The organism is Micromonospora sp. AMSO31t, from assembly GCF_008868175.1.
Lineage (GTDB): Bacteria > Actinomycetota > Actinomycetes > Mycobacteriales > Micromonosporaceae > Micromonospora.
The window spans coordinates 1-26545 of record NZ_WBKT01000077.1 but is presented as its reverse complement, the minus strand read 5'-3'; the positions used below and the strand labels follow the sequence as shown (position 1 = coordinate 26545).

General features: G+C 73.3%; 25 protein-coding genes and 1 pseudogene. 9 read left to right on the top strand and 17 right to left on the bottom strand.

Features of this window, described 5'->3' with window-relative positions:
* The 3 genes from F8274_RS18145 to F8274_RS18135 form a co-directional block, all read left to right on the top strand.
* Positions 1-710: FtsX-like permease family protein (locus F8274_RS18145; protein ID WP_151463583.1), on the top strand; the 710-nt coding region annotated here is incomplete at its 5' end.
* 58 nt (positions 711-768) lie between these two features.
* Complete coding sequence (locus F8274_RS18140) at positions 769-1248, top strand: nitroreductase family deazaflavin-dependent oxidoreductase (protein ID WP_151463582.1); 480 nt, start codon at positions 769-771, stop codon at positions 1246-1248.
* A 110-nt stretch (positions 1249-1358) separates the two neighbouring features.
* Positions 1359-2096, top strand: coding sequence for a nucleotidyltransferase domain-containing protein (locus tag F8274_RS18135; protein ID WP_151463581.1), 738 nt, complete (start codon positions 1359-1361; stop codon positions 2094-2096).
* A gap of 16 nt (positions 2097-2112) precedes the next feature.
* Here the strand turns inward: F8274_RS18135 and F8274_RS18130 are convergent, their stop codons facing one another.
* On the bottom strand, positions 2113-2829 hold the full coding sequence (locus tag F8274_RS18130) for a VIT1/CCC1 transporter family protein (RefSeq protein WP_151463580.1): 717 nt from the start codon (positions 2827-2829) through the stop codon (positions 2113-2115).
* Positions 2826-3683: a type I methionyl aminopeptidase gene (map, locus tag F8274_RS18125; RefSeq protein WP_151463579.1), complete on the bottom strand. Its 858-nt coding sequence runs from the start codon at positions 3681-3683 to the stop codon at positions 2826-2828. The genes F8274_RS18130 and map overlap by 4 nt, the downstream gene beginning before the upstream one ends.
* Before the next feature lie 95 nt (positions 3684-3778).
* On the opposite strand from map, the gene F8274_RS18120 reads away from it, so the two are divergent.
* Positions 3779-4093, top strand: coding sequence for an STAS domain-containing protein (locus F8274_RS18120; RefSeq protein ID WP_151463578.1), 315 nt, complete (start codon positions 3779-3781; stop codon positions 4091-4093).
* 19 nt (positions 4094-4112) lie between these two features.
* On the opposite strand, the gene F8274_RS18115 is transcribed toward F8274_RS18120, so the two are convergent.
* From F8274_RS18115 to F8274_RS18085, 7 genes are all read right to left on the bottom strand, one after another.
* Entirely contained in the window at positions 4113-7772 is a 3660-nt protein-coding gene (locus F8274_RS18115) for a SpoIIE family protein phosphatase (protein WP_151463577.1), read from the bottom strand.
* A gap of 124 nt (positions 7773-7896) precedes the next feature.
* On the bottom strand, positions 7897-8655 hold the full coding sequence (locus F8274_RS18110; protein WP_151463576.1) for a gamma-glutamyl-gamma-aminobutyrate hydrolase family protein: 759 nt from the start codon (positions 8653-8655) through the stop codon (positions 7897-7899).
* Positions 8652-9419, bottom strand: a complete 768-nt coding sequence (locus F8274_RS18105; protein ID WP_151463575.1) for a 3-oxoacyl-ACP reductase — start codon at positions 9417-9419, stop codon at positions 8652-8654. The genes F8274_RS18110 and F8274_RS18105 overlap by 4 nt, the downstream gene beginning before the upstream one ends.
* A 1-nt stretch (position 9420) precedes the next feature.
* Positions 9421-10776, bottom strand: coding sequence for an aldehyde dehydrogenase (locus F8274_RS18100; RefSeq protein WP_151463574.1), 1356 nt, complete (start codon positions 10774-10776; stop codon positions 9421-9423).
* A gap of 39 nt (positions 10777-10815) precedes the next feature.
* The gene (locus tag F8274_RS18095; RefSeq protein WP_151463573.1) at positions 10816-12180 is read right to left on the bottom strand and encodes a glutamine synthetase family protein; all 1365 of its coding nucleotides are present in this window, start codon (positions 12178-12180) and stop codon (positions 10816-10818) included.
* Between the two features lie 128 nt (positions 12181-12308).
* The gene (locus F8274_RS18090) at positions 12309-12944 is read right to left on the bottom strand and encodes a GyrI-like domain-containing protein (RefSeq protein WP_151463572.1); all 636 of its coding nucleotides are present in this window, start codon (positions 12942-12944) and stop codon (positions 12309-12311) included.
* 176 nt (positions 12945-13120) lie between these two features.
* A complete protein-coding gene (locus F8274_RS18085) occupies positions 13121-13741 on the bottom strand; it encodes a TetR/AcrR family transcriptional regulator (RefSeq protein ID WP_225853855.1) in 621 nt (206 codons plus the stop codon).
* Between the two features lie 123 nt (positions 13742-13864).
* Between F8274_RS18085 and F8274_RS18080 the strand changes: the two genes are divergently transcribed.
* Positions 13865-14725 carry an SDR family oxidoreductase gene (locus F8274_RS18080; protein WP_151463570.1) on the top strand — a complete coding sequence of 287 codons (861 nt, stop codon included), beginning with the start codon at positions 13865-13867 and terminating at the stop codon, positions 14723-14725.
* A 79-nt stretch (positions 14726-14804) separates the two neighbouring features.
* Here the strand turns inward: F8274_RS18080 and F8274_RS18075 are convergent, their stop codons facing one another.
* Together F8274_RS18075 and F8274_RS18070 are read right to left on the bottom strand one after the other, a co-directional pair.
* Positions 14805-15023: a flavin reductase gene (locus F8274_RS18075; RefSeq protein ID WP_225853854.1), complete on the bottom strand. Its 219-nt coding sequence runs from the start codon at positions 15021-15023 to the stop codon at positions 14805-14807.
* 29 nt (positions 15024-15052) lie between these two features.
* On the bottom strand, positions 15053-15433 hold the full coding sequence (locus F8274_RS18070; protein ID WP_225853853.1) for a hypothetical protein: 381 nt from the start codon (positions 15431-15433) through the stop codon (positions 15053-15055).
* 188 nt (positions 15434-15621) lie between these two features.
* Here F8274_RS18070 and F8274_RS18065 point away from each other — a divergent pair.
* The 4 genes and pseudogenes from F8274_RS18065 (at position 15622) to F8274_RS18050 (ending at position 18940) form a co-directional block, all read left to right on the top strand.
* A pseudogene (locus F8274_RS18065) lies at positions 15622-16388 on the top strand (DUF5753 domain-containing protein).
* Entirely contained in the window at positions 16385-16579 is a 195-nt protein-coding gene (locus F8274_RS18060) for a DUF397 domain-containing protein (protein WP_151463568.1), read from the top strand. Before F8274_RS18065 ends, F8274_RS18060 begins: the two are co-directional and overlap by 4 nt.
* 346 nt (positions 16580-16925) lie before the next feature.
* Positions 16926-17693, top strand: coding sequence for a trans-aconitate 2-methyltransferase (locus F8274_RS18055; RefSeq protein ID WP_151463567.1), 768 nt, complete (start codon positions 16926-16928; stop codon positions 17691-17693).
* A 122-nt stretch (positions 17694-17815) separates the two neighbouring features.
* Positions 17816-18940 (top strand): sorbosone dehydrogenase family protein, encoded by a 1125-nt coding sequence (locus tag F8274_RS18050; RefSeq protein ID WP_151463566.1) that lies wholly within the window; start codon positions 17816-17818, stop codon positions 18938-18940.
* A gap of 21 nt (positions 18941-18961) precedes the next feature.
* On the opposite strand, the gene F8274_RS18045 is transcribed toward F8274_RS18050, so the two are convergent.
* From F8274_RS18045 to pcaF, 6 genes are all read right to left on the bottom strand, one after another.
* Entirely contained in the window at positions 18962-20539 is a 1578-nt protein-coding gene (locus tag F8274_RS18045) for an amino acid permease (protein WP_151463565.1), read from the bottom strand.
* Between the two features lie 288 nt (positions 20540-20827).
* Positions 20828-21574, bottom strand: a complete 747-nt coding sequence (locus tag F8274_RS18040) for an MBL fold metallo-hydrolase (RefSeq protein ID WP_151463564.1) — start codon at positions 21572-21574, stop codon at positions 20828-20830.
* 46 nt (positions 21575-21620) lie between these two features.
* Positions 21621-22121 (bottom strand): DUF456 domain-containing protein, encoded by a 501-nt coding sequence (locus F8274_RS18035; RefSeq protein WP_151463563.1) that lies wholly within the window; start codon positions 22119-22121, stop codon positions 21621-21623.
* Positions 22118-24346 carry a bifunctional diguanylate cyclase/phosphodiesterase gene (locus F8274_RS18030; RefSeq protein ID WP_151463562.1) on the bottom strand — a complete coding sequence of 743 codons (2229 nt, stop codon included), beginning with the start codon at positions 24344-24346 and terminating at the stop codon, positions 22118-22120. The genes F8274_RS18035 and F8274_RS18030 overlap by 4 nt, the downstream gene beginning before the upstream one ends.
* A 6-nt stretch (positions 24347-24352) precedes the next feature.
* On the bottom strand, positions 24353-25171 hold the full coding sequence (locus F8274_RS18025; RefSeq protein WP_151463561.1) for an SAM-dependent methyltransferase: 819 nt from the start codon (positions 25169-25171) through the stop codon (positions 24353-24355).
* Between the two features lie 139 nt (positions 25172-25310).
* Positions 25311-26516: a 3-oxoadipyl-CoA thiolase gene (gene pcaF, locus F8274_RS18020; protein ID WP_151463560.1), complete on the bottom strand. Its 1206-nt coding sequence runs from the start codon at positions 26514-26516 to the stop codon at positions 25311-25313.
* Positions 26517-26545: the final 29 nt, after the last annotated feature.

Below are 26545 nucleotides of genomic sequence, written 5' to 3'. Positions count from 1 at the left end.
TGGTGGTGGCCGATCCCGCGCAGGTGGTGGACGGTCGGGTGCGGGTGGAGGTCAGCCACGGCTCCGGAGCGCCGGTGGCCGCGGGCAGCCTGCCCGGGCACGCGCTGCGCGGTGGCCTCCCGGTGGACCGGCTGGTGGTCTCCCCGGCGGCGGCCGCCGCGCTCGGCCTGGTGCCCGCGCCGCTGGGCTACCTGGTCGACACCGCCGACGAGCCGACCGCCGGCCAGCGGGACCGGCTGGCCGCCGAGCTGAGCGGCGTCGCCCCGCTGGTGGTCCAGGTGGCGACGGCCGGGCCGCCGTCCGACCAGCGCCCGCTGCTGCTCCTGCTGGCCGGAGCCGCCGGCCTGATCACCCTGGGCGCGGCCGCGGTGGCCACCGGCCTCGCCGCCGCCGAGGGCCGCCGGGACCTGTCCACCCTCGCCGCGGTCGGCGCCGATCCCCGGGTACCCCGGCTGCTGTCGCTCTGCCAGGCCGGGGTGATCGCGGTGCTCGGGTCGGTGCTCGGCATCCTCGCCGGCCTCGGCTCGGCGGCCATCGTCCTGATCTCGATCAACCGCCGGTACGCCCAGTCCTGGCCGGTGGAGCCGCCCTACCCGCTCGTGGTGCCCGGGTCGACGCTGACCGTGCTGGTGGTCGTGCCGCTGGTGGCCATGGTGGGGGCGGCCCTGCTCACCCGGTCCCGGCTGCCCGTCGAGCGCCGGCTGGACTGACCGCCCTCGATCCGGTCGGGGGGTGTCGCGGGCGGAATGCGAGCGGCACACTGGGCGGGTGTCCGCCGTGCAGTCCCTCACCCGTCGTCTCGGTCACCAGAAGTGGTTCGCCGCCACCATGCGCCTGCTCGTCCCCGCCGACCGGCTGGTCGGCCGGCTCACGAAGGGGCGGGTGGTCGCCTTCGGGCTGGTGCCCTCGCTGATCCTCACCACCACCGGCCGCCGCTCCGGCAAGCCGCGCAGCAATCCCCTGCTCTACGTCCCGGACGGCGACGCCTTCGTGGTGATCGGCTCGAACTGGGGGCAGCAGCACCAGCCCGCCTGGTCGCTGAACCTGCTCGCCCAGCCGGCCGCCGAGGTCGACGTCAAGGGGCGCCGCGTCCCGGTGCGCGCCGAGCCGATCAGCGGCGCGGAGCGGGAGCGGCTGTTCACCCGGCTGGTCGACGAGTGGCCGGCCTACCGCACCTATGTGGAGCGGGCCGGCGGCCGGGAGATCCGCGTGTTCCGGCTGGTCCCGGGGCGCGAGCCGGCCGCCTGACCGTTCGGGCGCGGCGAGCCGGCGGGCCGGGTCCGGCTGGCTAGGGTGGTGGTCGGTCGACGCGCGCCGGGCCGCCGCCGGGCGGGCCGCGCGCGGAACGGAGGTGGACCGTGGCAGCCGGCGGCGCCGAGCTGGACACCGACCGCTACCTGGACGATCCCCGCTGGCGGGTCGCCGAGCGGGTCAGCGTGGCGGCGCTGCGCCGGTTCCCGGCGGACGTCCTCGCCGTGGCCGTGCACGGCCCGCTCGCGCACGGCGACGATGACGGCGGCGGCAACGGCGAGGTGGGGCTGCTGGTGGCCACCTACCGGCCGGGCGCCGGGCCGTCGCCGGCCACCCGCCGGGTGGACGGGGTGCTGGTCGACCTCACGGTGGCCGGGGCCGACGACTACCTGCGGCAGGCCACGGCGATCACCGCGCTCTGGCCGCTCACCGCCGACCGGTACGTCACCACCCGCGCCCTGCACGACCCGACCGGCTGGCTGCGCACGCTCCGCGACGAGCACCTGGCCCGGCTGGCCCGGGCCCGGCCGGGCGAGTTCACCGGCGCGGCCCGCCAGGCCTGGTACCGGGGCAGCGCGGCCCACGCCCGGGCGCTGCGGCTGGCCGAATGGTACGAGACGGACCCGGCGCTGCTCATGCTCGGCAAGGCCCGGCTGGCCGCGGCCACCGTGCAGGGGCTGTTGAGCCGCACCTACTTCCGTGACCCGGGCGACGCGGTGCGGCGCACCGGCCTGGCCGGGGCGGACATGACCGAGGTGGGCACGGTGCTGGCCCGCCAGGCCGAGGAGCTGGCGGCGCGGGGCCGCCCGGTCGACGGCACAGTGGACGAGCTGCTCGGCGGCTAGGCCGGGGCCGGACCGCTCAGCCGATCCCGCCCTGGATGCCGATGAGGGCGCCGACCAGGTAGGTGGCGCCGGCCGCGAGGGCGCCGAGCAGCAACTGCCGCAGGCCGCTGGTCCACCAGGTGCGGTTGGTGAACCGGGCCACGATCGCGCCGGCCACGAAGAGCCCCACCCCGCCGACGGCGAGCGCCAGCGCCAGGCTGGTGAAGCCGAGCAGGTAGGTGACCAGCGGCACCAGCGCGCCCAGCGAGAAACAGAGGAACGAGGAGACCGCGGCCGCCCACGGGCTGGGCTGCTCGTCGGGGTCGACGCCCAGCTCCTCCCGGACGTGCACCCGCAGCGCCTCCTCCGGGTTGCGCCGGACCGCCTCGGCGACCTGGGTGGCCAGGTCCCGCGGCAGCCCCCGGGCCACCCACGCGTCGGCCAGCTCGCGGGCCTCCGCCTCGGGGTGCCGCTCCAGCTCGCGCCGCTCCTTGGCCACCTCGGCGGCCACCTGCTCGTTGGCCGAGCGGACGCTCGTGTATTCGCCCAGGCCCATCGAGATGGCGCCGGCCACCAGGCCGGCCGCGCCGGTGAGGACGATGCTGCGGGGCGAGACCCCGCCGCCGCCGACCCCGGCGATCAGCGCGATGTTGGTGACGAGCCCGTCCATCGCCCCGAACACGGCCGGCCGGAGCCAGCCGCCGGACACGTCCGCGTGGTGCGCCTCGCGCAGCGCCGCCGGGGTGTCGGTCACGGCAGCGTGAGGATCTCGTGGCCGTCGTCGGTCACGACGATGGTGTGCTCGAACTGCGCCGTCCACCGGCGGTCCTTGGTGACCACGGTCCAGCCGTCGTCCCACATGTCGTACTGGTAGGTGCCCAGGGTGATCATCGGCTCGATGGTGAAGGTCATCCCGGGCTCCATCACGTCGGTGGGCCGCGGGCTGTCGTAGTGCGGGACGTAGAGGCCGCTGTGGAAGGACTCGCCGATGCCGTGGCCGGTGAAGTCGCGTACCACGCCGTAACCGAACCGCTTGGCGTACGACTCGATGACCCGGCCGATCACGTTGATCTGCCGGCCCGGTGCGACCGCCTTGATGCCGCGCATCATGGCCTCGTGGGTCCGCTCGACCAGCAGGCGGGCCTCCTCGCTCACCTCGCCCACGCAGAAGGTGGCGTCGGTGTCGCCGTGCACCCCGCCGATGTACGCGGTGACGTCGACGTTGATGATGTCGCCGTCCTCGAGCACCGTGGAGTCCGGGATGCCGTGGCAGACGACCTCGTTGAGGCTGGTGCAGCAGGACTTCGGGAAGCCCTTGTAGCCCAGCGTCGACGGGTAGGCGCCGTGGTCGCAGAGGAACTCGTGGACCACCTTGTCGATCTCGTCGGTGGTCACCCCCGGCTTGCAGTGCTCCCCGGCGAGCTGGGTGGCCTGGGCGGCGAGCCGGCAGGCCAGGCGCATCTTCTCGATGGTCTCCGGCGTCTGCACGTGCGAGCCGCGCCACTCCTGGGGACGCTTCTTGCCCACGTATTCCGGACGCGGGATGTCAGCGGGAACCGCTCGCCACGGGGAGAGCGTGCCTGGGGTCAGCGGCGCACGGACGGTCATGCTGACAAGCCTATCGCCGCGCCCCTGGTGACCCCCGCCACGGCCCGCTCGCCCGGGTTGTTGCCGCACCGCAGGGGCTGTGCCATTGTTGCTGCGTGGATCAAGGGGGCGCGCCGCCCGTCTTCTCCGCGACGGCGGAGATCGACGGTGATCAACTGCGCGTGCGGGTCGCCGGCGAGGTCGACATGGCGACCGCCGACACCATGTACCAGACGGTCCTGCGGGAGTCCGCCCGCCACGTCACGCTCGACCTGCGGGCGGTGAGCTTCTTCGACTCGGCCGCGATCCACGCGGTGGTCCGGCTGGCCCAGCAGTTCCCCGGCGGGCTCACCGTGCTGCCGTCCCGGCAGGTGCGGCGGGTGCTGGAGATCTCCGGCCTGGGCGAGCAGGACTGGCTGGCGCCGGCCTGAGCCGCCACCCGGCGCGGCGTCAGTCCGCCAGCCGGCGGCGCAGGACCAGCTCGGCGCCGTCGTCCGTGCGGGTCACGGTCATCTCGCCGAGCGCCTGGATCAGCGCCAGCCCCCGACCCCGGAAACTCGACCCGGTGGACTCCTTCCACCGGCCGCTGTCCCGGACCGTCGCGGTCACGGTCCGGTCCTCGATGGTCACCTCGACCCCGATCGTCGGCTCGGCCGGGGCGACGGGGTGCTCGATGGCGTTGGCGGCGGCCTCGGAGATGGCCACCGTGAGGTCGAACAGGTCGGTCTCGCCGACGTGGTGGGCGACGAGGAAGTCCTCCAGCCGCTTGCGCAGCACGCTGAGCCGGGTCGGGTCGGCCGGCAGCCGCAGCGCGAAGCGGTTCAGCTCGGTCGCCTCCAGCGCCAGCACCGCCACGTCGTCGTGCCGGGTCCGCTCGGCGACCCGCTCGACCACCGCGTCGACCAGGTCGGCCACGTGCTCGCCCGGGGTGGTCGCGTCCGCCCGGAGCTGACGGAGCCCGGCGTCGATGCCGGCCTGCCGGTCCTCGATCAGCCCGTCGGTGTAGAGCAGCAGCCGGCCGCCGGGGGCCAGCTCGGCGTCGACGGTCCGGTACGCCATGCCGGGCATCGCCCCGACCGGCGGCCCGAGCGCCCGGTCGTGCAGGAACACGGCGTCGCCTTCCCGGATGAGCAGCGGCGACGGGTGGCCGGCGCTGGCGTACCGCAACCGGCCGGTGCGCGGAGAGAAGCGGAGGCAGACGACGGTGGCGAACGATCCGCCCTCGGTGGAGCCGACCAGCCGGTTGAGCCGGGTCAGCGCCTCACCCGGGTCGTAGCCCTCCAGCACGTACGCCCGCAGCGCGTTGCGGAGCTGGCCCATGGCGGCGGCGGCCCGCACCCCCTTTCCGACCACGTCGCCGATCACCAGCACCAGCTCGTCGTCGGCGGCGCCGATCACGTCGTACCAGTCGCCGCCGACCTCGACGTCGGCGCTGCCCGGCAGGTAGCGGCTGGCCACCACGGCGCCGGGGAGCTGCGGCAGCGTACGCGGCAGCAGGCTGTGCTGGAGGGTGGTGGCGATCCGGTGCTCGGCCTCGTAGAGCCGGGCGTTCTCCAGCCGCACGCCGACCAGCCGGGCCAGCTCGGTGAGCGCCGCCTGCTCGGCGCCGCCGCCCTCCCGGCGCCACACCCGCAGCTCCCCGAGCTGCTCCTCCGTGGTGCCGGTCAGCGGGAGCACCACCGACGGCTCGGCGGACACGTTCCCGCCGCCGTCCGCCTCGTAGCGCGCGCCGGTGGCCGTGACCACCACGCGGCCGGCCTCGGCCAGGCTGAGCGCGTGCCGCGCGGCGACCTGCACCACCTCGGCCGTGGACCGGGCGGTGTTGATGGCCACGGCGGCGTCGGCGAGCGCCCGCAGGCGGCGGATGATCTGGCCGCGGAGCTGGCCCAGCTCGACGTTCGCCCGGACCCGGGCGATCAGCTCCTGGCTGGAGAAGGGCTTGGTGAGGTAGTCGTCCGCGCCGACCGAGAGACCGGCGACCTCCTCCGCCGCGCCGGCCCGGGCGGAGAGCAGCACGATCGGCACGTGTCGGGTGACCGGGTTGGCGCGCAGCGCGGTGACCAGCCCGAAGCCGTCCAGCCGGGGCATCATCACGTCGGTCAGCACCAGGTCGAACGGGGAGTCGACGGCCAGCCGCAGCGCCTCCACGCCGTCCGGCACGGCGACCACCTCGTACGCCGGCGAGAGCAGCCGGCCGACGTGCTCGCGCAGGTCGGCGTTGTCGTCGGCGACCAGGATCCGGCCCGCTCCCCCCGGCACCCCGGCCGATTCCGGCAGCCCCCCGGGCCGGGCCACCGCGTCGGTCCAGAGCGCGGTCTCGGCGACGTAGAGCCGGGCCTGCTCCGGCTCGGCCGGCGGCACCGGGGCGAGGGCCGAGACCCGGTCGGCGGGCAGGTGCGCGTAGCCGAACGGCACGGTGACCGTGAAGGTGGTGCCCTGGTCGACGACGCTGCTGGCCTCGACCGTGCCGCCGTGCATCTCGACCAGCTCGCGGACCAGGGCGAGGCCGATGCCGGTGCCCTCGTGGGTGCGGGCCCGCGCGCCGGGAACCCGATGGAACCGCTCGAACACCTGCGGCAGCTCCTCCGGCGCGATGCCGACCCCGGTGTCGGTGACCTCCAGCACGGCGGCGCCGGCGCGGGCGCTCACCCGGACCCGGATCTCGCCGTCGAAGGTGAACTTGACCGCGTTCGACACCAGGTTGAGGACGATCTTCTCCCACATGTCGCGGTCGACGTAGACCGGCGACGGCAGCGGCGGGCAGTCCACGACCAGGCGCAGGCCGCCCCGCTCGGTGGCCGAGCGGAAGGTGCTGGCCAGCCGGGAGGTGTAGTCGGCCAGGTCGGTGGGCTGGTAGCGGGCGGTCAGCCGGCCGGACTCCAGCCGGGAGAAGTCGAGCACGGTGTTGACCAGCTTGAGCAGCCGCAGCGCGTTGCGGTGCATCACGGTCAGCCGGTCGAGGTACGCGTCGGGCACGTCGCGGTCGGCGAGCAGGTCCTCCAGCGGCCCGAGCACCAGGGTGAGCGGGGTGCGGAACTCGTGGCTCACGTTGGCGAAGAAGTTGGTCTTGGCGCGGTCCAGCGCGGCGAGGGCGGCGGCGCGGGCCCGCTCCTGCTCGTACGCCCGCTGCTTGCCGACGGCGCGCGAGATCTGGGCGGCGACCAGGTCGGCGAAGTGGCGGTAGTCGTCGGTGAAGGGCAGCCGGCGGGCCACCCCGAGCAGCAGCACGCCGGCCGGCTCGTTGACGGCGGTGAGTGGCAGCAGCAGCGCCCGGTCCGCGGCGTCCGGCGGCACCGCGCCGAGCAGGTCCGCGGTGGGGACCCAGCGGGCCTCGTCCGGGGCCTCGCCGGAGCGGGGTTCCGGCGGCCCGCCGGTGACCCGGCCCGGGTCCAGCCCCGCGCAGCCGGCCAGCACCGGGGCGCCGGTCTCGTCGTGCAGCCAGACCGCGCTGAACGGCACGTCGGCCCGGTGCGTGTCCAGCACCCGGGCGACCGTCCGGCCCAGCTCCAGGGTGCTGCCCACGTCGGCCAGCTCGGTGCCCAGCTCGGCCAGGGCCCGCAGCCGGCGCTCGCCGACCACCCGCCCGGTGGTCTCGTTGACGAAGCAGATAACCCCGCTGACGCTGCCGTCGGCGTCCCGGATGGGGTCGTACGAGATGTCGAAGTAGACGTCCTCCAGGAAGCCGTGCCGGTTGAGCACGAAGGGGTGGTTCTCGCCGCGGTAGGGCGCGCCGGTGCCGTGCACGCCGTCGAGCAGGGGCCCGAGCACGTCCCAGGTCTCGGCCCAGTGCTGGCGGGCGGACTGGCCGAGGACCGTCGGGTGCTTGTCGCCGATGGTGGGCCGGTAGGCGTCGTTGTAGAAGGCCAGGTGGTCCGGGCCCCAGAACAGCACGATCTGGGCCCGCGAGGAGAGCATCGTGCTCACCGCGTGGCTGAGCGCGGGGGGCCAGCGGTGCGGGGCGCCGAGCGGGGAGCGCGACCAGTTGAAGCCGCGTAGCCGCTCGCCCATCTCGCCCCCCGCGGCGAACGCCGCGCTCAGCAGTGGTGGAAGCGTCTCCCCGGTTTCCGAGGACGAACGATCGACGCCCCCGCCCCCCTGGGCCGAGCCCATGCAGCCTCCCGCTCCGGCCGAGTCCACGACGACCGGCGCAGCTACGCCGGTCGTGCCCCGCCTACTACCCAGGCGGAGGAGCAACGTAACGCATCGCGGCCCGGGGGCGCTGGTTACGTACGCCTCATCCTGACGTAACCGGCGGCCGGCGGCGAGTCGGGCGCTCCGGGGGGTCGGCCCGGCCGGTGTCGTGGGGTGTCGCCGCGTGGACCAGAGCGGCGACCGGCCGGGGATCCGCGTCGTTCTCCGGGTGCCACTGCACGCCGAGCAGGAAGCGCCGCGCCGGATCCTCCACGGCCTCCACCACCCCGTCGTCGGCCCAGCCGGTCACGGCCAGGCCGCCCGGGTCGGCCACCCCCTGGTGGTGGTACGAGTTGACCCGGTCCACCCCGGCCATCACCGCCCCGGCCAGTCTGCCGGCGGCGAACCGGACCGGGTGCGACCCGTACACCCCGGGGGCGGGACGGTGGCCGTCGTGCCCCACCACGTCCGGCAGGTGCTGGTGCAGCGTGCCGCCGTAGGCCACCGCGAGCAGCTGCATGCCCCGGCACACGCCGAGCACCGGCAGGTCGGCGGCGAGCGCCGCGGTCAGCAACGCCAGCTCGCCCGCGTCCCGGTCCGGCCGGCTCTCGGTGCGCGGGTCGGGCGTCGCGGCGTACCGCTCCGGGCCGACGTCGGCGCCGCCGGCCAGCAGCAGCCCGTCCAGCACCCGCAGCACGTCGGCGTCGGCGTCGTCCGGGGGCAGCACCACGGCCCGGCCGCCGGCCGCGGTCACCGCCCGGACGTACGCCTGCGGCACCAGCGTCGCCGGCACGTCCCGCCACACCGCCCAGCCGGCCGGCTCGACGTACGACGTGATGCCGATCACCGGCCGCCGAGTCATAGGGGCGTCACGTAGGCGCCGGTGATCCCGCCGTCCACCACGAACTGCGCGGCGGTCATGAACGAGGCGTCGTCGCTGGCCAGGAACGCCACCGCGGCGGCGATCTCCTCGGGGTTGCCGAACCGGCCCATCGGCACGTGGACGAGGCGGCGGGCGGCCCGCTCCGGGTCCTTCGCGAACAGCTCCAGCAGCAGCGGCGTGGCCACCGGGCCGGGGCAGAGCGCGTTGACCCGGATGCCCTCCCGGGCGAACTGCACGCCCAGCTCGCGGGTCATCGCCAGCACGCCGCCCTTGCTCGCCGTGTACGCGATCTGCGACGTCGCCGCCCCCATGAGCGCCACGAACGAGGCCGTGTTGATGATCGAGCCCTTGCCCTGCCGGCGCATGTGCGGGATGGCGTACTTGCAGCAGAGGTAGACGCTCGTGGTGTTGACCCGCAGCACCCGCTCCCAGGCGTCCAGCCCGGTCTCCAGGATCGAGTCGTCGTCCGGCGGTGAGATGCCGGCGTTGTTGAACGCCACGTCCACCCGGCCGTGCCGCTCGGCCACCCCGTCGAACAGCTCCCGGACGGCCGCCTCGTCGGCCACGTCGGTGGCGACGAACTCGCCGGCCACCTCGTCGGCGGCCCGCTTGCCCGCCTCGGCGTCGATGTCCACGCAGACCACGCGGGCCCCCTCGGCGGCGAACCGCCGCACGGTGGCCAGGCCGATGCCGCTGCCCGCCCCGGTCACCACGGCGACCCGGTCCTGAAGCCGTCCCTGCATCTCACTCCTCCGTGCTGATGAACACGTTCTTGACGTCGGTGAAGGCGTGCAGCGCGTCCGGACCCAGCTCCCGGCCGAGGCCGGAGCGCTTCATCCCGCCGAACGGGGTCCAGTAGCGCACCGAGGAGTGCGAGTTGACGCTGAGGTTGCCGGACTCGACGGCCCGGGCCACCCGGACCGCGCGGCCCACGTCCCGGGTCCAGATCGAGCCGGACAGCCCGTACTCGGTGTCGTTGGCGAGGCGGATCGCGTCCGCCTCGTCGTCGAACGGGAGCACCGAGACGACCGGCCCGAAGATCTCCTCCCGCCAGTGCCGGTCGGCCGGGGAGTCGGCGAGCAGCACAGTCGGGGCGTACCAGAAGCCGGCGCCGTCGGGGCGGGCGCCGGTGAAGGCGACCTTCGCCCCGTCGACGTACCCGGAGACCCGGTCCCGGTGCCCGGCGGAGATCAGCGGACCCATCTCGGCGCTCTCGGCGGCCGGGTCCTCGACCCGGAACCCGCGCACGGCCGGTTCGAGCAGCTCCAGGAAACGGTCGTACACGGATCGCTGCACCAGGATCCGGGAGCGGGCGCAGCAGTCCTGGCCCGCGTTGTCGAAGACCGCGGCCGGCGCGCTGGCCGCCGCCTTCGCCAGGTCGGCGTCGGCGAAGACCAGGTTGGCGGACTTGCCGCCCAGCTCCAGCGTCACCCGCTTCACCTGGGCGGCGCAGCCCGCCATGATGCGGGTGCCGACCTCGGTGGAGCCGGTGAAGCAGACCTTGCGGACCGCCGGGTGGGTGACGAACCGCTCGCCCACCACGCCGCCCTGACCGGGCAGCACCGTGAACACGCCCTCCGGCAGGCCGGCGTCGAGGGCCAGCTCGGCCAGGCGGAGCGCGGTCAACGGGGTCAGCTCGGCCGGCTTGAGCACCACCGTGTTGCCGGCGGCGAGCGCCGGGGCGAAGCCCCAGCCGGCGATGGGCATCGGGAAGTTCCAGGGCACGATCACGCCGACCACACCGAGCGGCTCGTGGAAGGTGACGTCGAGCCCGCCGGGCACCGGGATCTGGTGCCCGGTCAGCCGCTCCGGCGCGCCCGCGTAGTAGTCGAGCACGTCCCGGACGTTGCCCGCCTCCCAGCGCGCGTTGCCGATGGTGTGGCCGGCGTTGCGCACCTCCAGCAGCGCCAGCTCCTCCCGGTGCGCGTCGACCACGGCGGCGAACCGCCGCAGCAGCCGCGCCCGGTCGCCCGGCGCCACCGCGCGCCACGTCTCGAAGGCCGCCGCCGCCCGCTCGATGGCCGCGTCGGTCTCCGCGAGCGAGGTGGCCGGCACCTCGCGCAGCGGCTCACCGGTCGCCGGGTTGATCACCTGGGTCACGCGCCCCACCCTTCTCCTGGCGGCGCCCCGAGCGCAAGGTCAGAGGCGTTCGAAGCCACGCACCAGCTCCCAGTCGGTGACGGCGGCGTCGAAGGCGGCCAGCTCCACGCGCGCGTTGTTGGCGTAGTGGTCGACCACCTCGGCGCCGAAGGCCTCCCGGGCCGTCTCCGAGGACTCCCACAGGCCGAGGGCGTCGCGGAGCGTGCCGGGCACCCGCTCGGCGCCGGCGTCGTCGTACGCGTTGCCGCCGCACTCCTCGCCCAGCTCCAGCTCCCGCTCGATGCCGTGCACCGCGCCGGCGACCAGCGCCGCGATCGCCAGGTACGGGTTGACGTCCGCGCCCGGCACCCGGTTCTCCACCCGCATCCCCTGGCCGTGGCCGACCAGCCGCAGCGCGCAGGTGCGGTTGTCGGTGCCCCAGCGCAGCGCGGTGGGGGCGAACGAGCCGGGCTGGTAGCGCTTGTACGAGTTGATGTTGGGCGCGAACAGGAGGCTGAACTCGCGCATGGTGGCGAGCAGCCCGGCCAGCACCCGCTGCCCGGTGACCGACAGGTGCGCCGGCCCGTCGCCGAGCATCGCGGAGCGGCCGTCGGCGTCGCGCAGCGAGAAGTGGATGTGGCAGGAGTTGCCCTCCCGCGCGTTCGGCTTGGCCATGAAGGTGATCGCCATGCCCTCCTGGGCGGCGATCTCCTTCGCCCCGTTCTTGTAGATGACGTGGTGGTCGGCGCAGGCCACCGCCTCGTCGTAGCGGAAGGCGATCTCGTGCTGGCCGAGGTTGCACTCCCCCTTGGCGCTCTCCGGGGTCAGCCCGGCGCCGGCCATCTCGGTGCGGATCCGCCGCAGCAGCGGCTCCACCCGGGCGGTGCCGAGCAGCGAGTAGTCCACGTTGTACTGGTTGGCGGGGGTCAGCTCGCGGTAGCCGCGCCGCCACGCCTCCTCGTAGGAGTCGCGGAACAGCACGAACTCCAGCTCGGTGCCCGCGTACGCGGTCAGCCCGTGCGCGGCCAGCCGGTCGAGCTGCCGGCGCAGGATCTGCCGGGGCGAGGCGACCACCGGGCCCGAGCCGTCCAGCCACTCCAGGTCGGCCAGCAGCATCACGGTGCCGGGCTGCCAGGGCACCCGGCGCAGCGTGTCCAGGTCGGGCCGCATGGCGAAGTCGCCGTAGCCGCGTTCCCAGCTCGACATGGCGTACCCGTCGACGGTGTTCATGTCGACGTCGACGGCCAGCAGGTAGTTGCAGCCCTCGCTGCCGTGCGCGACCACCTGGTCCAGGAAGTAGGGCGCGTGGAACCGCTTGCCCTGGAGGCGGCCCTGCATGTCGGTCAGGGCGAGCACCACCGTGTCGATCTCGCCCTCGGCGACCGCGACGCGCAGCTGTTCCAGCGTGAGCGGAGCTTTCCTCATTGGCGCGCCTCCATCACCAAGGTCTACTGGCAGAACCGGATCACCGTCAATGCCCCCTGCGGCCACCGTCGCAAACGCGATCGGTCGAGGGCGGAAGCCGGTCGGTGGCGGGTGCGCCGGCGGGGCTTCTACGCGCCGGGTGCGGCCTCGGCGGTGACGGGCTGCCGGAGGATCGTGCGCTGCTTCTCGGGCGCGACCCTGCGGAAGTCACTGAGGTAGATCTCGTGGTGCGTGCCGGCCAGGCGGAACCCCTGCTCGGGGATGACCTCGTGGTGCAGGTGCGAGAGCACGTCCGCCTCGTCGTCGAAGGAACCGACGTGCAGCGTCTGCACGCACCGCCCCTCGGACAGGGTCTCCAGACGGACGTCGTCCAGACGCGCCGGCCGGTTCTTCGCCCGGACCTGTTCGACAGCGCCGTCGACCAGGGCCGGGTCGATCCAGTCCGGGACCATGAGCATCAGCGTCCAGTCCCACCGCGACTTGTCCCGCGCCGACGTGAAGGACGACATGTCCTCGGCCCACCACAGGCCCTCCAGCGGCGGGACGACGTAGTCCCGCCCGAGGTCACGCTTGCTGGCGAACTTCACCTTGTAGGCCACGGGATAGAGCGCTTCGACCGCCTCGGTGAACGCCGGCGAGGTGTTGGGGTCGCCGTGGCCGTCGATCATCAGATATCGCGTGTCGGGCACGTCGACCACCCGGAACCGGCCCCGTTGTGCCTGGTAGGCGTCGACGGTCTTCTTGAAGTCGGTCTTGTTCGTCATCGGGCACCTGGACTCGGGGCGGCGAGCCACTGCCTTTCCGCCTGGGGCAGAGGTGGCACGGGAACACCTCACGCGCCGTCCGCGGGAGGGACGCTTGTGTCTACCCAACCCGTACGACAACCCGCCGCGGCGCCTCATGCCGCGTTGCGCGTCGGCCGGCGGCGTCAGGTGCCGGCTCAGCGGCCGGCCGGGCGTGGGCGCAAGCCGTTGAGGGCGGTGGCGATGACACGGTCGGTGTATTCGGCGGTCAGCGGTCCGCTGCGTTGCAGCCAACGGTTGAGCAGAGGACCCCAGATCATCTCCACGGCCACGTCGAGGTCGAGGTCCTCGGCGAGTTGCCCCGCCCGCTGGGCGCTGCGCAGCCGTTGTCGCTTGGCCTCCTTCATCGGTCCGTCCAGCCGTTGGCTGTAGGCGGCGGCCAGTTCGGGGTCGTTCGCGATCTCGGTGGCCAGCGCGCGCATCGGCCGGTCGTACCGGGGATCGTTCAGCTCGACGACCGTGGCGTGCAGCACCGCGGTCAGGTCGGCTTGCAGGTCACCGGTGTCGGGCAGCACCGAAGGTTCGCCCTCGCTGCCCTCACTGAGCATGAGGAAAGCGTCGAAGATGACGGCGCCCTTCGACGGCCACCAGCGGTAGATGGTCTGTTTGCCGACGCCGGCGCGTGCGGCGATGCCCTCGATGCTGAGTTTGGCGTATCCGACTTCCTGGAGCAGGTCGAAGGCGGCGGCGAGGATGGCCCGCCGCGAGGCTTCGTTCCGGCGGGCCGCGCTGGGCGTTGCTCGGTGCGGTGTCGTCACGGGCCCCACCCTACCGGTTGAGACGGACCGTCTCGTCTTGCATTGCCGGGCACGCTGACGTACTGTCATCGGCAATGGCGAGACGAACCGTCTCGTCTCAGCACCGGAGAGTGGAGATCCGCTATGCGCGCCTCATCCAGCACCGCTTCGCGTACCTGGTTCATCACCGGCGCCAGCCGTGGTCTGGGCCGTGCGTTCACCGTCGCGGCACTCGACCGCGGCGACCGGGTGGTCGCCGCCGCTCGGACCATCACCCGCAACGACTTCGACGAGCGATACGGCGACCGGCTGCTCGCCCTGCGGCTCGACGTGACCGACCGGGCGGCGGTCTTCGCCGCCGTGGCCACCGCGGTTGAGCACTTCGGGCGGCTCGACATCGTCGTCAACAACGCCGGCACCATGTCCATGGGCATGATCGAAGAGTTCACCGAAGCTGAGGCGCGCAACCAGTTCGAGGTCAACCTCTTCGGGGCGCTCTGGGTCAGCCAGGCCGTGCTGCCGCACCTGCGCGCCCGACGTGCCGGCCACATCGTGCAGATCTCCAGCATCGCCGCACTCGGCGGCTTCCCCAGCACCGGCGCGTACAGCGCGAGCAAGTTCGCGCTGGAAGGCATGAGCGAGGCCCTGGCGATGGAGGCGGCAGCCTTCGGCGTCAAGGTCAGCATCGTGCAGCCCGGCGGCTACTGGACGGACCTGTACACCAGCATGACCTCCACGACCCCGATGGAGGCCTACGGTCCACTGCGCGCGGAACTGGAACGACAGTGGGCGGAAGGCTCGATCGACAGTGAACCCCGACTCGCCGCCGAGGCGCTGCTGAAGCTGGTCGACAGCGACGACCCGCCGCTGCGGCTCCTGCTCGGCAGCATGGTCTACGACCTGGCCTTCGACATCTCACGCCGGCGAATGGACACCTGGGCGGGCTGGGAACAGGTCAGCCGAGCCGCCGAGCAGGCCGTCCCCGCCGCCAACGGTACGCACTGACGCCCCAGCCCCGACCGCCCCGACCAGGTCTGGCGTCGCGCCCCCGCAACGACCTCGGGGCGGGCCGGCGGAACCGGCGTCAGTCGCGGGCGCGCGCCCAGGCGAGGAAGCGATGGTGCAGGTCCGGGACGTGACCGGGGTTGAGCCCGGCCAACTGCTCCGTGGCCTCGGCGATCAGCCCACCGAGATGGAACAGCAACCCCGTCCGGTTTCCCCGGTACTCGACGAGCAGCGCCAGCCGCGCCGGCTGGCAGGGCCACTCCGCACCGCAGCTCCGGCAGCGCCAGAGCGGGCGCATCGGGATGTGCGGGATGGTCCGGCACCCCATCACCGCAGCCGGCGGGCCACGGCGCGGGCCTCCTCGCCGGTCAGCGGCAGGAACCAGAGGAACCGCCGTACGATCTCCGGCGGCTCCGGCCCCTCGGGCCGCCCGCGCAGGTCCCGGATGGCACCGCCGAGCAGGGACGACATGACCGGAAGGAGCGCCGCCGAGTCGACCCGGATCGCGCGGAAGGCGGGGCAGGGCCAGGGCTCGCCGCAGCGTCCGCAGTCCCAGGCCGGACGGTGGCCGACGTGCGCGGTCGCCGTGAGCACACCGGCCGCCAGCGGCGCCCGTCCGCCCGCGACTCCCGGACCGGCGCCAACCGACCGGGCCGGCTCACGCTCCGGCAGCTTCCTCGTCGGGCACAGCAACCATCGGGTACGCACGTCAGCCTCCTCGTTATTGGAGGGGCCGCCCTGGATCAGGGACAGGGCGGCCCAGGCAGGAGTCCGCCCCACTGCTCGACTACGCCGAGCGGACCCGCGTGAGTGACACGTTGCCCAGCGCGACGGGACGAGTACACGACGTTCAACTATTCTCAGAGGACGTTCAGGACATCCTCCTTGGGGTCGGGATGAACCAGACACTTCAAGCTGCCATGGCCGAAGCCGGCGAGACAGCCGAGAGCTTGGCAGCTCAGACCGGCGTGGATTCGAAGACGGCAGCTCGTTGGATCTCGCCGGGACGTGTCCCGCAGCCCCGCCGGCGTGCGCAGGTGGCCGCGCTCCTAGGTCGGGACGTTGGGGACCTATGGCCCGATGTCCTCAAGCGACGCGAGCCGCAGTGGCTACGAGAATGGGTCGACTGGGAGCGGGATGCGGTCGCACTGCGCTGGTTCGAGCACATGTGGATACCCGGTCTCCTGCAGACCGAGAAGTACGCCCGCGCGACCCTCGCGGGGGAGGCCCTGACGGCAACCGAAGTTGACGACCTCGTCGCGTCACGGTTGGGTCGACAAGGCATCCTGCGCCGAGACCGCCCACCACTGCTCATCGCCGTGGTGTTCGAGGCGTGCCCTACCAGTCCGCCTACGGCGACCGCGAGTTGATGCACGAACAGGTCGAGCACCTCGTCATGTGTACGGCGCTACCTTCGGTGCAGGTGCACGTCGTACCGAAGGATGTCGGGATGTATCCGGGCCTCGGTGGTGGTTTCATCTTGGCCGAGTTGCCCACCGGGGAGCATGTCGCTCACGCTGACAGCCAAGCGCGAGCGCAGATCGTCAATGAAGCTGTGGACGTTGCTACGCTCAGTCGGAGGTGGGAGCGCATCAGGGGCGAAGCCCTGTCCCGCGCCCAGTCCCTAGACCTGATCAGGAAAGCGGCAGGATCATGGACATGACCGGCGCGCGTTGCCGTAAGAGCACGAAGAGCGGCAACAACGGCGGGTCCTGCGTGGAGGTGGCCGACAACCTGCCGGGCGTCGTGCTGGTGCGGGACACCAAGGACCGGGAGGGCGGCACCCTCCACATCGAGCCCTCGTCGTGGCGATCCTTCCTCGACCTCGCGAAGCAGATCGGCCCCGTCGGCTGATTCAAGACGGGGCAGCCGCAGCTGTCGCTGGCCGAGCGTATTCGGCGTGCAGTTCGGCATACGGCCGCCGTTGATCGGAGTAGTGCCAGGCCCTGCCCATGCCGATCTCGGCGCAGCAGTGCGTCCCCGGTGCGCGGGCACGATCGATTCGGTACTGATGGTGCCCGAGCCCGACGGTGCTGACCATCACCGGCCACTTGCGTCCGCCCAACCGTTGACCCATTCCCCAGCACCCTTCGGCCACTCGTCGTCGACGAGCATCGTCGTCGAAGCAGGCAGGAAACGGCGACGGAGTTTCCGGACGAGGTGGGTCGAGATACGCACGGGATGGTGTCAGGATCTCGGCATGTCTGGTCGGGCGCTGAGCTTCGGAGCCGTGGCGGAAGCATACGAACGGTTCCGGCCGGGCTATCCGGTCGAGCTGTTCGACCTGGTGCTGGCGTACGCGGGTCAGCCGATCCGGACCGCCCTGGAGATCGGCGCCGGGACGGGCAAGGCAACCCGGCTGTTCGCCCGGCACGGGGTGCTGGTCACCGCGTCCGAGCCGGACGGGGCCATGCTCGCCGAGCTGCGTAAGCACGTGCCGGCGGAGGTCCGGACCGTGCAGGCCGCGTTCGAGGACCTGCGACCGGGCGAGCGCTACGGGCTGGTCTACGCGGCGGCGGCGCTGCACTGGACGGACCCGGAGGGTCGGTGGTCACGCGTGGCCGCGTTGCTGGAGCCGGGTGGCGTCTTCGCGTCGTTCGGGGGGCCGATCGAGCTGGCCGACCCGGCGGTGCAGGAAGCCGTTCGCGCGGCCCGGGCGCCGTTCCTGGAGAGCGACCATGTGCCGTCTCCGGACGGGACGCCGCCGGGACCGGCCATGCAGTGGCCGGGCACCGAGCTCCAACGGTCCGAGTTGTTCGCCGATGTCCGGCAGTCCGTGGTCGAGCGGCGTGTGACGATGACCGCGCACGACTATGTCGGCCATCTCTCGACCGTCTCGGCCTATCTCCTGTTGCCCGGCTCCGACCGGGAGCAGGTGTTCAGCCGGATCCTGCGGGTCCTGCCCGCGACGGTCGAGGTCGCCGCCGACATCATCGTCCATCTCGCGCGCCGGCGCTCCGGGCGGTAGTGCGTCAACGGTCGCCCCCTACCCGGCGACCGCGACCCGCAACTTTTCCCAGGTCAGGGGCGTTCTGCTCAACACCGGGCCTCCATCATCCCGGCCTGTCGCCAGGAAAGCGAGGAGTCCACATGCGTCGGATCGTCGCCGCGGTCACCGCCGTACTCGCCATCGGGATGAGCGCCACCGACGCCAGGGCGGATCGGCAGCCGCCGGCCGGGCGAGGACAGCCGCCCGCCACAGCCCGTTTCGACTTCACGAACCCGCAGGTGGTCGCGACCGGCCTGGAGGCGCCCTGGGGGCTGGACTTCCTGCCCGACGGCAGCGCGCTGGTGGCCCAGCGCAACCGGGGCACCGTCGTACGGGTCCGGCCCGGTGCTCCGCCCCGTGAGGTCGCCCGGATCGCCGGTGTGGTCGCCGGTGGCGAGGCGGGGCTGCTCGGGCTGGCCGTCTCCCCCACGTTCCGGCGCGACCGGCTCGTCTACGTCTGCTACACCACCGCCTCGGACATCCGCATCGCGCGGTTCCGGCTGGACGCGCCCCGGTCGCTCCAGGTGATCCTCAGCGGCGTCACCCGGGCCACCGCCCACGACGGCGGCCGGATCGCGTTCGGCCCGGACGGCATGCTCTACGCCGGCATCGGTGACGCCGTGGTGCCCGCCAACGCGCAGAATCTGGCCAGCCGCAACGGCAAGATCCTGCGGATGCGTCCGGACGGTCGGGTGCCGGCGGGCAACCCGTTCCCCGGCTCTCTGGTGTGGAGCTACGGTCACCGCAACGTGCAGGGTCTCGCCTGGGACCGGCGGGGGCGGCTGTTCGCCACCGAGTTCGGCCAGAGCACCTGGGACGAGGCGAACCGGATCGTGCCGGGCGGCAACTACGGCTGGCCGGTCGTCGAGGGCCGCAGCGGCGACCCCCGGTTCCGCGACCCGGTCGTCGTCTGGTCACCCGCGGAGGCGTCACCGAGCGGCGCCGCCTTCGCCGCCGGCACGCTGTTCGTCGCGGCCCTGCGGGGAGCGCGGCTCTGGACCGTACCCGTCGACGCCGCCGGTCGGGTCGGCACGCCCACGGCCGTGTTGCAGGGCACGTACGGGCGCCTGCGTACCGTCGAGGTGGCGCCGGACGGCGCTCTCTGGGTGGCCACCAGCAACCGCGACGGCCGGGGCAGCCCGGCGGCGGACGACGACCGGATCCTCCGCTTCCCGGCCGGGCCGCGGCAGCCGCGGCCCCCGGCGCTCCTCGCCGGCGCCGGGTGATCCGGCGCCGGCGGGGAGGGGTCAGGCCGGGTCGTCGGCCGGCGCGGGGCGCTGTTCCGGCACGTCGACGGTACGGCGCGGGCCGGTGAACCACTTCCGGGCCGAGGCGTACCACCAGACGGCCACGCCGAGCAGCACCCCGCCGATGGCGAGCGGGGCGTAGTTCACGGCCGTCCAGGTGAACTCCGCGTTGCCGGGCACGCCGGCCGGCACGATCGGCAGCACGAAGTAGACACTGATGATCGCGATCTCGATCACCGCGATCCAGCCGAGCAGCTTGTACCTGCGGCCCAGCGTCCACGGGCCGGGGACGAACCGGTCCCCCATGCGCAGCCGCAGGAAGATCGGGATGAGGAAGGACAGGTACAGCCCGATCACGGCGACCGAGACCACCGCGTAGAAGGCGACCGGCACGCCGGCCTTCTGGTAGAGCGCGGGCAGGGTGAGCACCAGGCCGGCCAGGGTGGCCGCGATGATCGCGTTGACCGGGGTGCCGTTGCGGTTCACCCGCGACCAGAGCCGCCAGCCCGGCACCGCGCGGTCCCGGCTGAACGCGTACGCCATCCGGGACATCGAGGTCACGCAGCTCATCCCGCAGAAGAACTGGCCGATGGTGGAGATGATGATGACGGCCTTGAAGAAGAACGGGGTCAGCGCCGACTCGAAGATGGCCCCGGAGAAGCCGCCCGCGGAGTTGATCGCGTCCACGTCGGTGGCGGCGAAGAGGAAGGCGAGCAGCAGGATCCAGCCGCCGACCGCCGAATAGAAGATCGACCGCCAGAGGCCCTGGGCGGCAGCCTTCGAGGCGCCGCGGGTCTCCTCGGAGACGTGCGCGCAGGCGTCGAAGCCGGTGATCGTGTACTGGGTGAGCAGGAAGCCCAGCGGCAGCACGTAGAACCAGAAGGTGAGCCCGCCGGTGTCGCCGTCGCCGAAGCCCGAGTTGTTGAACCGCTCGGTGAAGACGAACTTGAAGCTCTGGTGGTCGTCGGGGACCAGGAGCAGGATGAGCACCACCGCGGCCGCGCCGGCCACGTGCGACCAGACCGAGACGTTCTGGAGCACGTCGATGATGCGGTGCCCGTAGATGTTGATCAGCCCGTGCAGGGCGAGGATCACCACGAACAGCCCGAAGGTCTGGTGGGCGGTGCCGGCCCAGCCGTCGAAGAGCGCCGAGAAGGTCAGGTTGAGGAAGGTGGCACAGCCGTAGTCGACCGAGGCGGTCACGGCCACCAGGCCGATCAGGTTGAGCCAGCCGGTGAACCAGCCGTGCACCGGCCGCCCCATGGTGGCGGCCCACCAGTAGATGCCGCCGGCGGTCGGGTAGGCGGACACCAGCTCGGCCATGCAGAAGCCGATGATCAGGATGAACAGTGAGATCAGCGGCCAGCCCCAGGAGATGGCGACCGGACCGCCGTTGTTCCACGCCTGGCCGAAGGTGGTGAAGCAGCCGGCCAGGATCGAGATGATCGAGAACGAGATGGCGAAGTTGGAGAAGCCGCTCCACTTGCGGTGCAGCTCCTGTCTGTAGCCGAGTTCGGCGAGCCGTCGGGCGTCGTCGTCCATGGGTTGCTCGGCGGTCGGCGCGGGCGTCGTGGCCACTGCACACCTCCTCGAGGTGGGTTCCCCGGTGCGAGTGGGCAAAGTGTGATCCCGTCGATCAAGGCGGTCAATACGACAGCCGTGGGAATCTCACGGCCGGCACGGCTAATTGCGTTGCCGCGCCAACCCTCTCCGGGGCATCCTTGAGCCCGTGACCAGGCCCGATCGCGACGGGCCGACCGCCGGGCGCTCGGCAACGCCCGGCCGGCGACGGCGCGCGGCGTCCACCTCTCTCTCACTGAAGTACGGCGGTTCGCCGTACCCCCCGGACGCCCGCGCCGTCGCTCCCTATTTCCCGAGAGTGCGCACCAGGCCCGGCGCGGCGACGTCGATCGGCCCGGCGTACCCACGCCGCGCCGCCGCGACCGCCTCCGCCGGGTCCGTTCCGGGCCACAGGTGGGTGAGCAGCACCCGGCGCGCCCGGGCGGCGTCGGCGTACCGGCCCACCTCGGCGGCGCTGGACAGGTTGCCGACGTGCCGGTCGGGGATCTCCACCGGATACGTCGCCTCCGCGATCAACAGGTCGGCGTCGCGGGCCAACTCGACGAGATCCGGGCTGGGTCCGGTGTCCCCGGTGTAGGCCAGGACGGCGTCCGGGCCGCTGAAGCGGGCGCCGATGTTGGGCACCCAGTGTGGCAGCGACCAGGTGTCCACCCGGAACGGCCCGAGGTCGAACGCCTCTCCCGGCGCGAGGTCGGACATCCGGTACGCCCCGTCGACCAGGCCCGCCTCGTCGATGGCGAGCAGGCGGTCCAGACCCCCGGCGGGCGCGTACACGGGCAGCGGCGGGCAGTCGCGGTCGGCGAGCACCCGGGCCCGCAGCAGCGGTTGGAGGTCCGCGCAGTGGTCCGGGTGGCCGTGGCTCACGTACACCGCGTCCACCTGCGCGGCCGGGAGGCGCGCCAGCAGCGGTTGCAGAGTCGCGTACCCGGGGTCGATCAGCAGCCGGAAGCCCGCGTGTTCGACCAGGAAGCCGGAGCACGACTGCTCGGCGGTGGGCCAGGCGCCGAGCCCGCCGAGGACGGTGATCCGCACGGCTGCGACCCTACCGGTGGAAGCGGCGAACGCCGCCCCGATCCCGTCAGGCGAACAGCAGCCCCGCCACCCAGAGCACGGCGATGACCAGCCCGGCGAGGAACTCGACAAGCATGGACAGCCCGGCCGCCTTGAGCGCCTGCACGGTGGCCGGCCAGGCGAGCTGGTTGCTGCCCAGCCGCAGCCGTTCCGCGCCCCAGATCCCGCCGACGAAACCGATCGGCAGGCCGACCACCGGGATGACGAAGAAGCCGACCAGGCCGAGCAGCCCACCCGCCAGCAGCGACGAGGTCGGCACGCCGGTGCGTTTCAAATTCCGCCCCGGCCACAGGTACTTGACCACGCCGCCGCCCACGGCGACCACGGTGGCGGCGGCCAGCACCGCCCAGCGGCCCGGCCCGGCGTCGGCGAAGAGCGCCCACACCAGCACCCCGCCCCAGCACAGCGGCAGCGCCGGCAGCCCGGGCACCAGCACCCCGGCCAGCCCGGCCAGGATGGCCAGCGCGGCCACCACCGACACCACCGCCTGCGAATCACCCAGGCTCACCGCGTCTCCTCCCCGGCCCGCGCCCGCCCCCCGCGCTGCTCCGGAAGGCGCGACGTGGACCCACGGGGTCCTTCCTTACCCTCCAGCCGGCGGCGGATGTCGGCCGCCGGCATCGGGGCGCCGAACCAGCGCCCCTGCCCGGTGTCGCAGCGCAGCGACCGCAGCCGTTCGGCCTGCTTCTCGGTCTCCACGGCCTCGGCGGTCACCCACAGCTCCAGCGCGTGGGCCAGCCGGACCAGCGCGTCCACGATCCGCTCGTCGCGGTGGTCGGCGACCACGTCCGCACCGTCGCCCCGGATCCCCTCGACGAACGGGCCGGCCAGCTTCAGGCAGTGGATCGGCAGCCGCCGCAGGTACGCCAGGTTCGAGTAGCCGGTGCCGAAGTCGTCGATGGCCAGCCGGATCCCCAGGTCGGCGAGTTGGTGCAGGGCGCGCAGCGGCTCCCCGGCGGTGCCCATCACGGCGCTCTCGGTCAGCTCCAGCTGCAGCAGTTCGGCGGGGAGCCCGGCGTGCTGCAACGCCTCGGCGACGGTCTCCACGATGGCCGGGTCGTCGGCCTGCCGGGCGGCCAGGTTGACGTTGACCATGAGCCGCGCCTCCGGGTACCCCCGCCGCCAGCCCTCCGCGTCGCGGCACGCCTGCCGGAGCACCCAGGCGCCGAGCCGGACGATCAGGCCGGTCTCCTCGGCCAGCCCGATGAACCGGTCCGGCCCGAGCAGCCCCAGCTCCGGGTGCTGCCAGCGGACCAGCGCCTCCACGGCCACCATCGCGCCGTCGACCAGCGAGACGATCGGCTGGTAGTGCAGCACGAACTCGCCCCGGTCCAGCGCGGCGGGCAGGTTGGCGGCCAGCGCCGACCGGGCGATGTCGGCGGCGCTGCGCTCCGGGTCGTAGACCGCCCAGCGGCCCCGCCCCTCGGCCTTGGCCCAGTAGAGCGTGGTGTCGGCGGCCTTCATGAGGTCGGAGACGTTGGTCTCGGCGGCCGGGCACTCCACGATGCCGATGCTCGCCGACACGGCCAACTGCTGGTCGCCGACGTGCACCGGAGCGGAGACCGCGGCCAGGGCCAGCTCGGCCACCTCCACGGCGTCGTCGAGGCCGCCGTCGGAGTCGACCAGGATGACGAACTCGTCACCGCCCATCCGGGCGACCAGGTGGCCGCGGCCGGACACGCAGTCGGCCAGCCGACGGCCGATCACCTTGAGCAGCCGGTCGCCCAGGTCGTGGCCGAGGCTGTCGTTGATCGCCTTGAAGCCGTCCAGGTCGATGAAGCAGAGCCCGACCCGCTGCTCCGCCCCGGCGGTGTCGAAGACCTGGCCGAGCGACTCGAAGAACAGCGTCCGGTTCGGCAGGCCGGTCAGCGGGTCGTGCAGCGCCTGGAAACGCAGCCGCTGCTGGAGCTGGTAGCGCTCGGTGATGTCCTCGATCATCGCCACGGTGAACCGGGGGCGGCCGTCGTCGTGGCGGATCAGCGAGACGGCCAGGTCGGTCCAGACCACCCTGCCGTCCTTGCGGTAGTAGCGCTTCTCCACCCGGGCGCTGTCCCGCTTGCCCTCGACCAGCTCCTGGTAGAGCTCCCACATGCCGAGGGCGTCGGCGGGATGGAAAAGCCCGTCCACGGTCAGCTCGCGCAGCTCGGCGACCGTGTAGCCGAGCATGTCCGCGAAGGACTGGTTGACCTCGATGATCCGTCCGTCGACACCGGCGATGCCTATGCCGATCGCCGCGCCGGTGAAGACCGCCCGGAACCGCGCCTCGCTGTCCCGCAGCGCCTGCTCCACCGCGTCCCGGGCCTGCCAGGCCGAGCGCGCGATCCGCTCCTGCTGGCTGAACACCCGGTCGCGCAGCGCCCGGCCGAAGCCGGCGGCGAACGCGCCCTGCATGGCCGCGATCCGCTCCCGGACCTCGGGCAGCTCCACCTGGGCGGGCAGCACCCAGGACAGGAAGCGGTCGCCGAGCGCCCGCACCGACCAGTCGAGCACCCCGGGCTCGGTGAGGTGCGCCTCGACCAGCGCCCGCCCGACGTCCTCCGCCGGCTCGGCGGAGAACGTCGGCGCGAGCAGCGCCCGGCCGAGCCGGACGGTGTGCACGAGCAGCAGCCGCTCGGTCTCGGCGGCGCTCAGCGGCACGAACCCGATGCGCCGCACCGCCCGGGCCCACTCGGCGGCGTACGCCGCGGCGCCCGGCCGGCTGAATTCGCCCCCGTCGGGGTCCGGGGCGCGCATGTCGGCTCAGCCGGCCGTCCGGTCGTGCCGGGCGACGCCGCCGAACGCCCCGAACCGCTCGGGGTGCTCGTCCACGTCGGACGGCGAGTCGGGCCGCCACAGCGGCATGTGCACGACGCCCGGTTCGAGCACCGTCCAGTCGCCGAAGTAGCCGGTGATCTCGGCGCGCGAGCGCAGCGTGATCTCGGTGGCGGTGCGCGCCGACAGCCGCTGCGCGTCGAGCATCTCCTGCGGCTGGTCCTCGAAGGTCGAGTGCGAGATGACCAGGAAGCTGCCGGGCGCCGCGGCGGCCCGCAGGGTGGCCAGGATGTCGCCCGGCCGGTCCTCGTCGGGGATGAAGTGCACCACCCCGGCGAGCAGGATGCCGACCGGGCGGTCGAAGTCGATCAGGCCACTGGCCCGGGCCTGGTCGAGGATCAGCTTCGGCTCCCGCAGGTCGGCCAGGATGGCGGTGGCCCGCTCGTTGCCGGCGAGCAGCTCCCGGCTGTGCGCCACGGCGACCGGGTCGATGTCGACGTAGACGATCCGGGCCTGCGGGTCGGCCGCCTGGGCCACCTCGTGCACGTTGCCGACCGTGGGGATCCCCGAGCCGATGTCGAGGAACTGGTCGATGCCGGCGTCGAGCAGCACCCGGACGGCCCGGCGCAGGAACTCCCGCCCGGCGCGCATGGTGGCCGCCAGGTTCGGCGTCATGGCGGCGATCTGCTCGGCGAGCTGCCGGTCGATCTCGAAGTTGTGCGCGCCGCCGAGGAAGTAGTCGTAGACCCGGGCCGCGCTGGGCCGGCTCAGGTCGATCTCGGCGGGAATTCCGTCCGGCGTCTGCATCGCTCGGTCCCCCAGGTCGTCGCCGCGGGGGCAGCAGCCCGGCGACCGGGCCGACCCGCGGCATGGTGTGGTCCACACCACTCTAGGCGGGCACACCCACGAACGGGAGATCCACTCTCGACCGTGGGCCCGCCCGCCATCAGCTCGCCGACTCCAGCAGCAGCGAGATGCCCTGCCCCACGCCGATGCACATGGTCGCCAGGGCCCGCCGGCCGCCCCGGCGGCGCAGCTCCAGCGCGGCGGTGAGCGCCAGCCGGGCGCCGCTGGCGCCGAGCGGGTGGCCCAGCGCGATGGCCCCGCCGTTCGGGTTGACGTGCTCGGCGTCCTCGGGTAGCCCCAGCTCGCGCAGCACCGCCACCGACTGGGCGGCGAACGCCTCGTTCAGCTCGATCACGTCGACGTCGGCCAGGCCGAGGCCCTGCCGGTCGAGCAGCTTGCGGGTGGCCGGGACCGGCCCGATGCCCATGATCCGCGGCGGCACGCCGGCCGCCGCCGCCCCGCTCACCCGGGCCAGCGGGGTGAGGCCGTAGCGCTCGACGGCCGCCGCGGAGGCGACCAGCAGGGCCACCGCGCCGTCGTTGACGCCGGAGGAGTTGCCGGCCGTCACCGTGCCGCCCTCGCGGAACGGGGTGGGCAGCGCGGCGAGCTTCTCCAGCGCCGTCTCCCGGGGGTGCTCGTCGACCTCGACCAGCTTCGTCTCGCGCTTGCCGGCCGGCACCGTCACCGGCACGATCTCCTCGGCCAGCCGGCCGTCGGCCTGCGCCTTGGCGGCCCGCTGCTGGGAGCGGAACGCGAACCCGTCCTGCGCGGCCCGGTCGACGCCGAAGTCCGCGGCGACGTTCTCGGCCGTCTCCGGCATCGAGTCGATGCCCCACTGCTTCTTCATGAGCGGGTTCACCAGTCGCCAGCCGATGGTGGTGTCGTAGACCTCGGCGGTGCGGGCGAACGGGGTGGCCGCCTTCGGCATCACGAAGGGCGCCCGGCTCATGCTCTCCACCCCGCCGGCGACCAGGAGGTCGGCCTCCCCGGCCACGACGGCACGGGCGGCGGTGGCCAGGGCGTCCAGGCCGGAGCCGCAGAGCCGGTTGACCGTGCTGCCGGGCACCGCCTCGGGCAGCCCGCCGAGCAGCGCGGCCATCCGGGCCACGTTGCGGTTGTCCTCGCCGGCCTGGTTGGCGCAGCCCAGGATCACGTCGTCGGTGCGGGCCCAGTCCACCGAGGGATGGCGGGCGACCAGCTCGCGGATCACGTGCGCGGCCAGGTCGTCGGCGCGGACCCCGGCGAGGGCGCCGGCGTACCGGCCGATCGGGGTGCGGACACCGGCCACGAGGTATGCGACGGTCATCGGCGCTCAGTCCTTCGGGGGGTGGACGG

Coding starts and splice junctions, on each gene's coding strand:
- pcaF (WP_151463560.1), bottom strand. CDS start 26,516: ATGACCGTCGCATACCTCGTGGCCGGTGTCCGCACCCCGATCGGCCGG.
- F8274_RS18050 (WP_151463566.1), top strand. CDS start 17,816: ATGCGTCGGATCGTCGCCGCGGTCACCGCCGTACTCGCCATCGGGATG.
- F8274_RS18095 (WP_151463573.1), bottom strand. CDS start 12,180: ATGAGGAAAGCTCCGCTCACGCTGGAACAGCTGCGCGTCGCGGTCGCC.
- F8274_RS18025 (WP_151463561.1), bottom strand. CDS start 25,171: ATGCAGACGCCGGACGGAATTCCCGCCGAGATCGACCTGAGCCGGCCC.
- F8274_RS18075 (WP_225853854.1), bottom strand. CDS start 15,023: ATGCGCCCGCTCTGGCGCTGCCGGAGCTGCGGTGCGGAGTGGCCCTGC.
- F8274_RS18055 (WP_151463567.1), top strand. CDS start 16,926: ATGTCTGGTCGGGCGCTGAGCTTCGGAGCCGTGGCGGAAGCATACGAA.
- F8274_RS18060 (WP_151463568.1), top strand. CDS start 16,385: ATGACCGGCGCGCGTTGCCGTAAGAGCACGAAGAGCGGCAACAACGGC.
- F8274_RS18105 (WP_151463575.1), bottom strand. CDS start 9,419: ATGCAGGGACGGCTTCAGGACCGGGTCGCCGTGGTGACCGGGGCGGGC.
- map (WP_151463579.1), bottom strand. CDS start 3,683: ATGACCGTCCGTGCGCCGCTGACCCCAGGCACGCTCTCCCCGTGGCGA.
- F8274_RS18030 (WP_151463562.1), bottom strand. CDS start 24,346: ATGCGCGCCCCGGACCCCGACGGGGGCGAATTCAGCCGGCCGGGCGCC.
- F8274_RS18110 (WP_151463576.1), bottom strand. CDS start 8,655: ATGACTCGGCGGCCGGTGATCGGCATCACGTCGTACGTCGAGCCGGCC.
- F8274_RS18080 (WP_151463570.1), top strand. CDS start 13,865: ATGCGCGCCTCATCCAGCACCGCTTCGCGTACCTGGTTCATCACCGGC.
- F8274_RS18115 (WP_151463577.1), bottom strand. CDS start 7,772: ATGGGCTCGGCCCAGGGGGGCGGGGGCGTCGATCGTTCGTCCTCGGAA.
- F8274_RS18090 (WP_151463572.1), bottom strand. CDS start 12,944: ATGACGAACAAGACCGACTTCAAGAAGACCGTCGACGCCTACCAGGCA.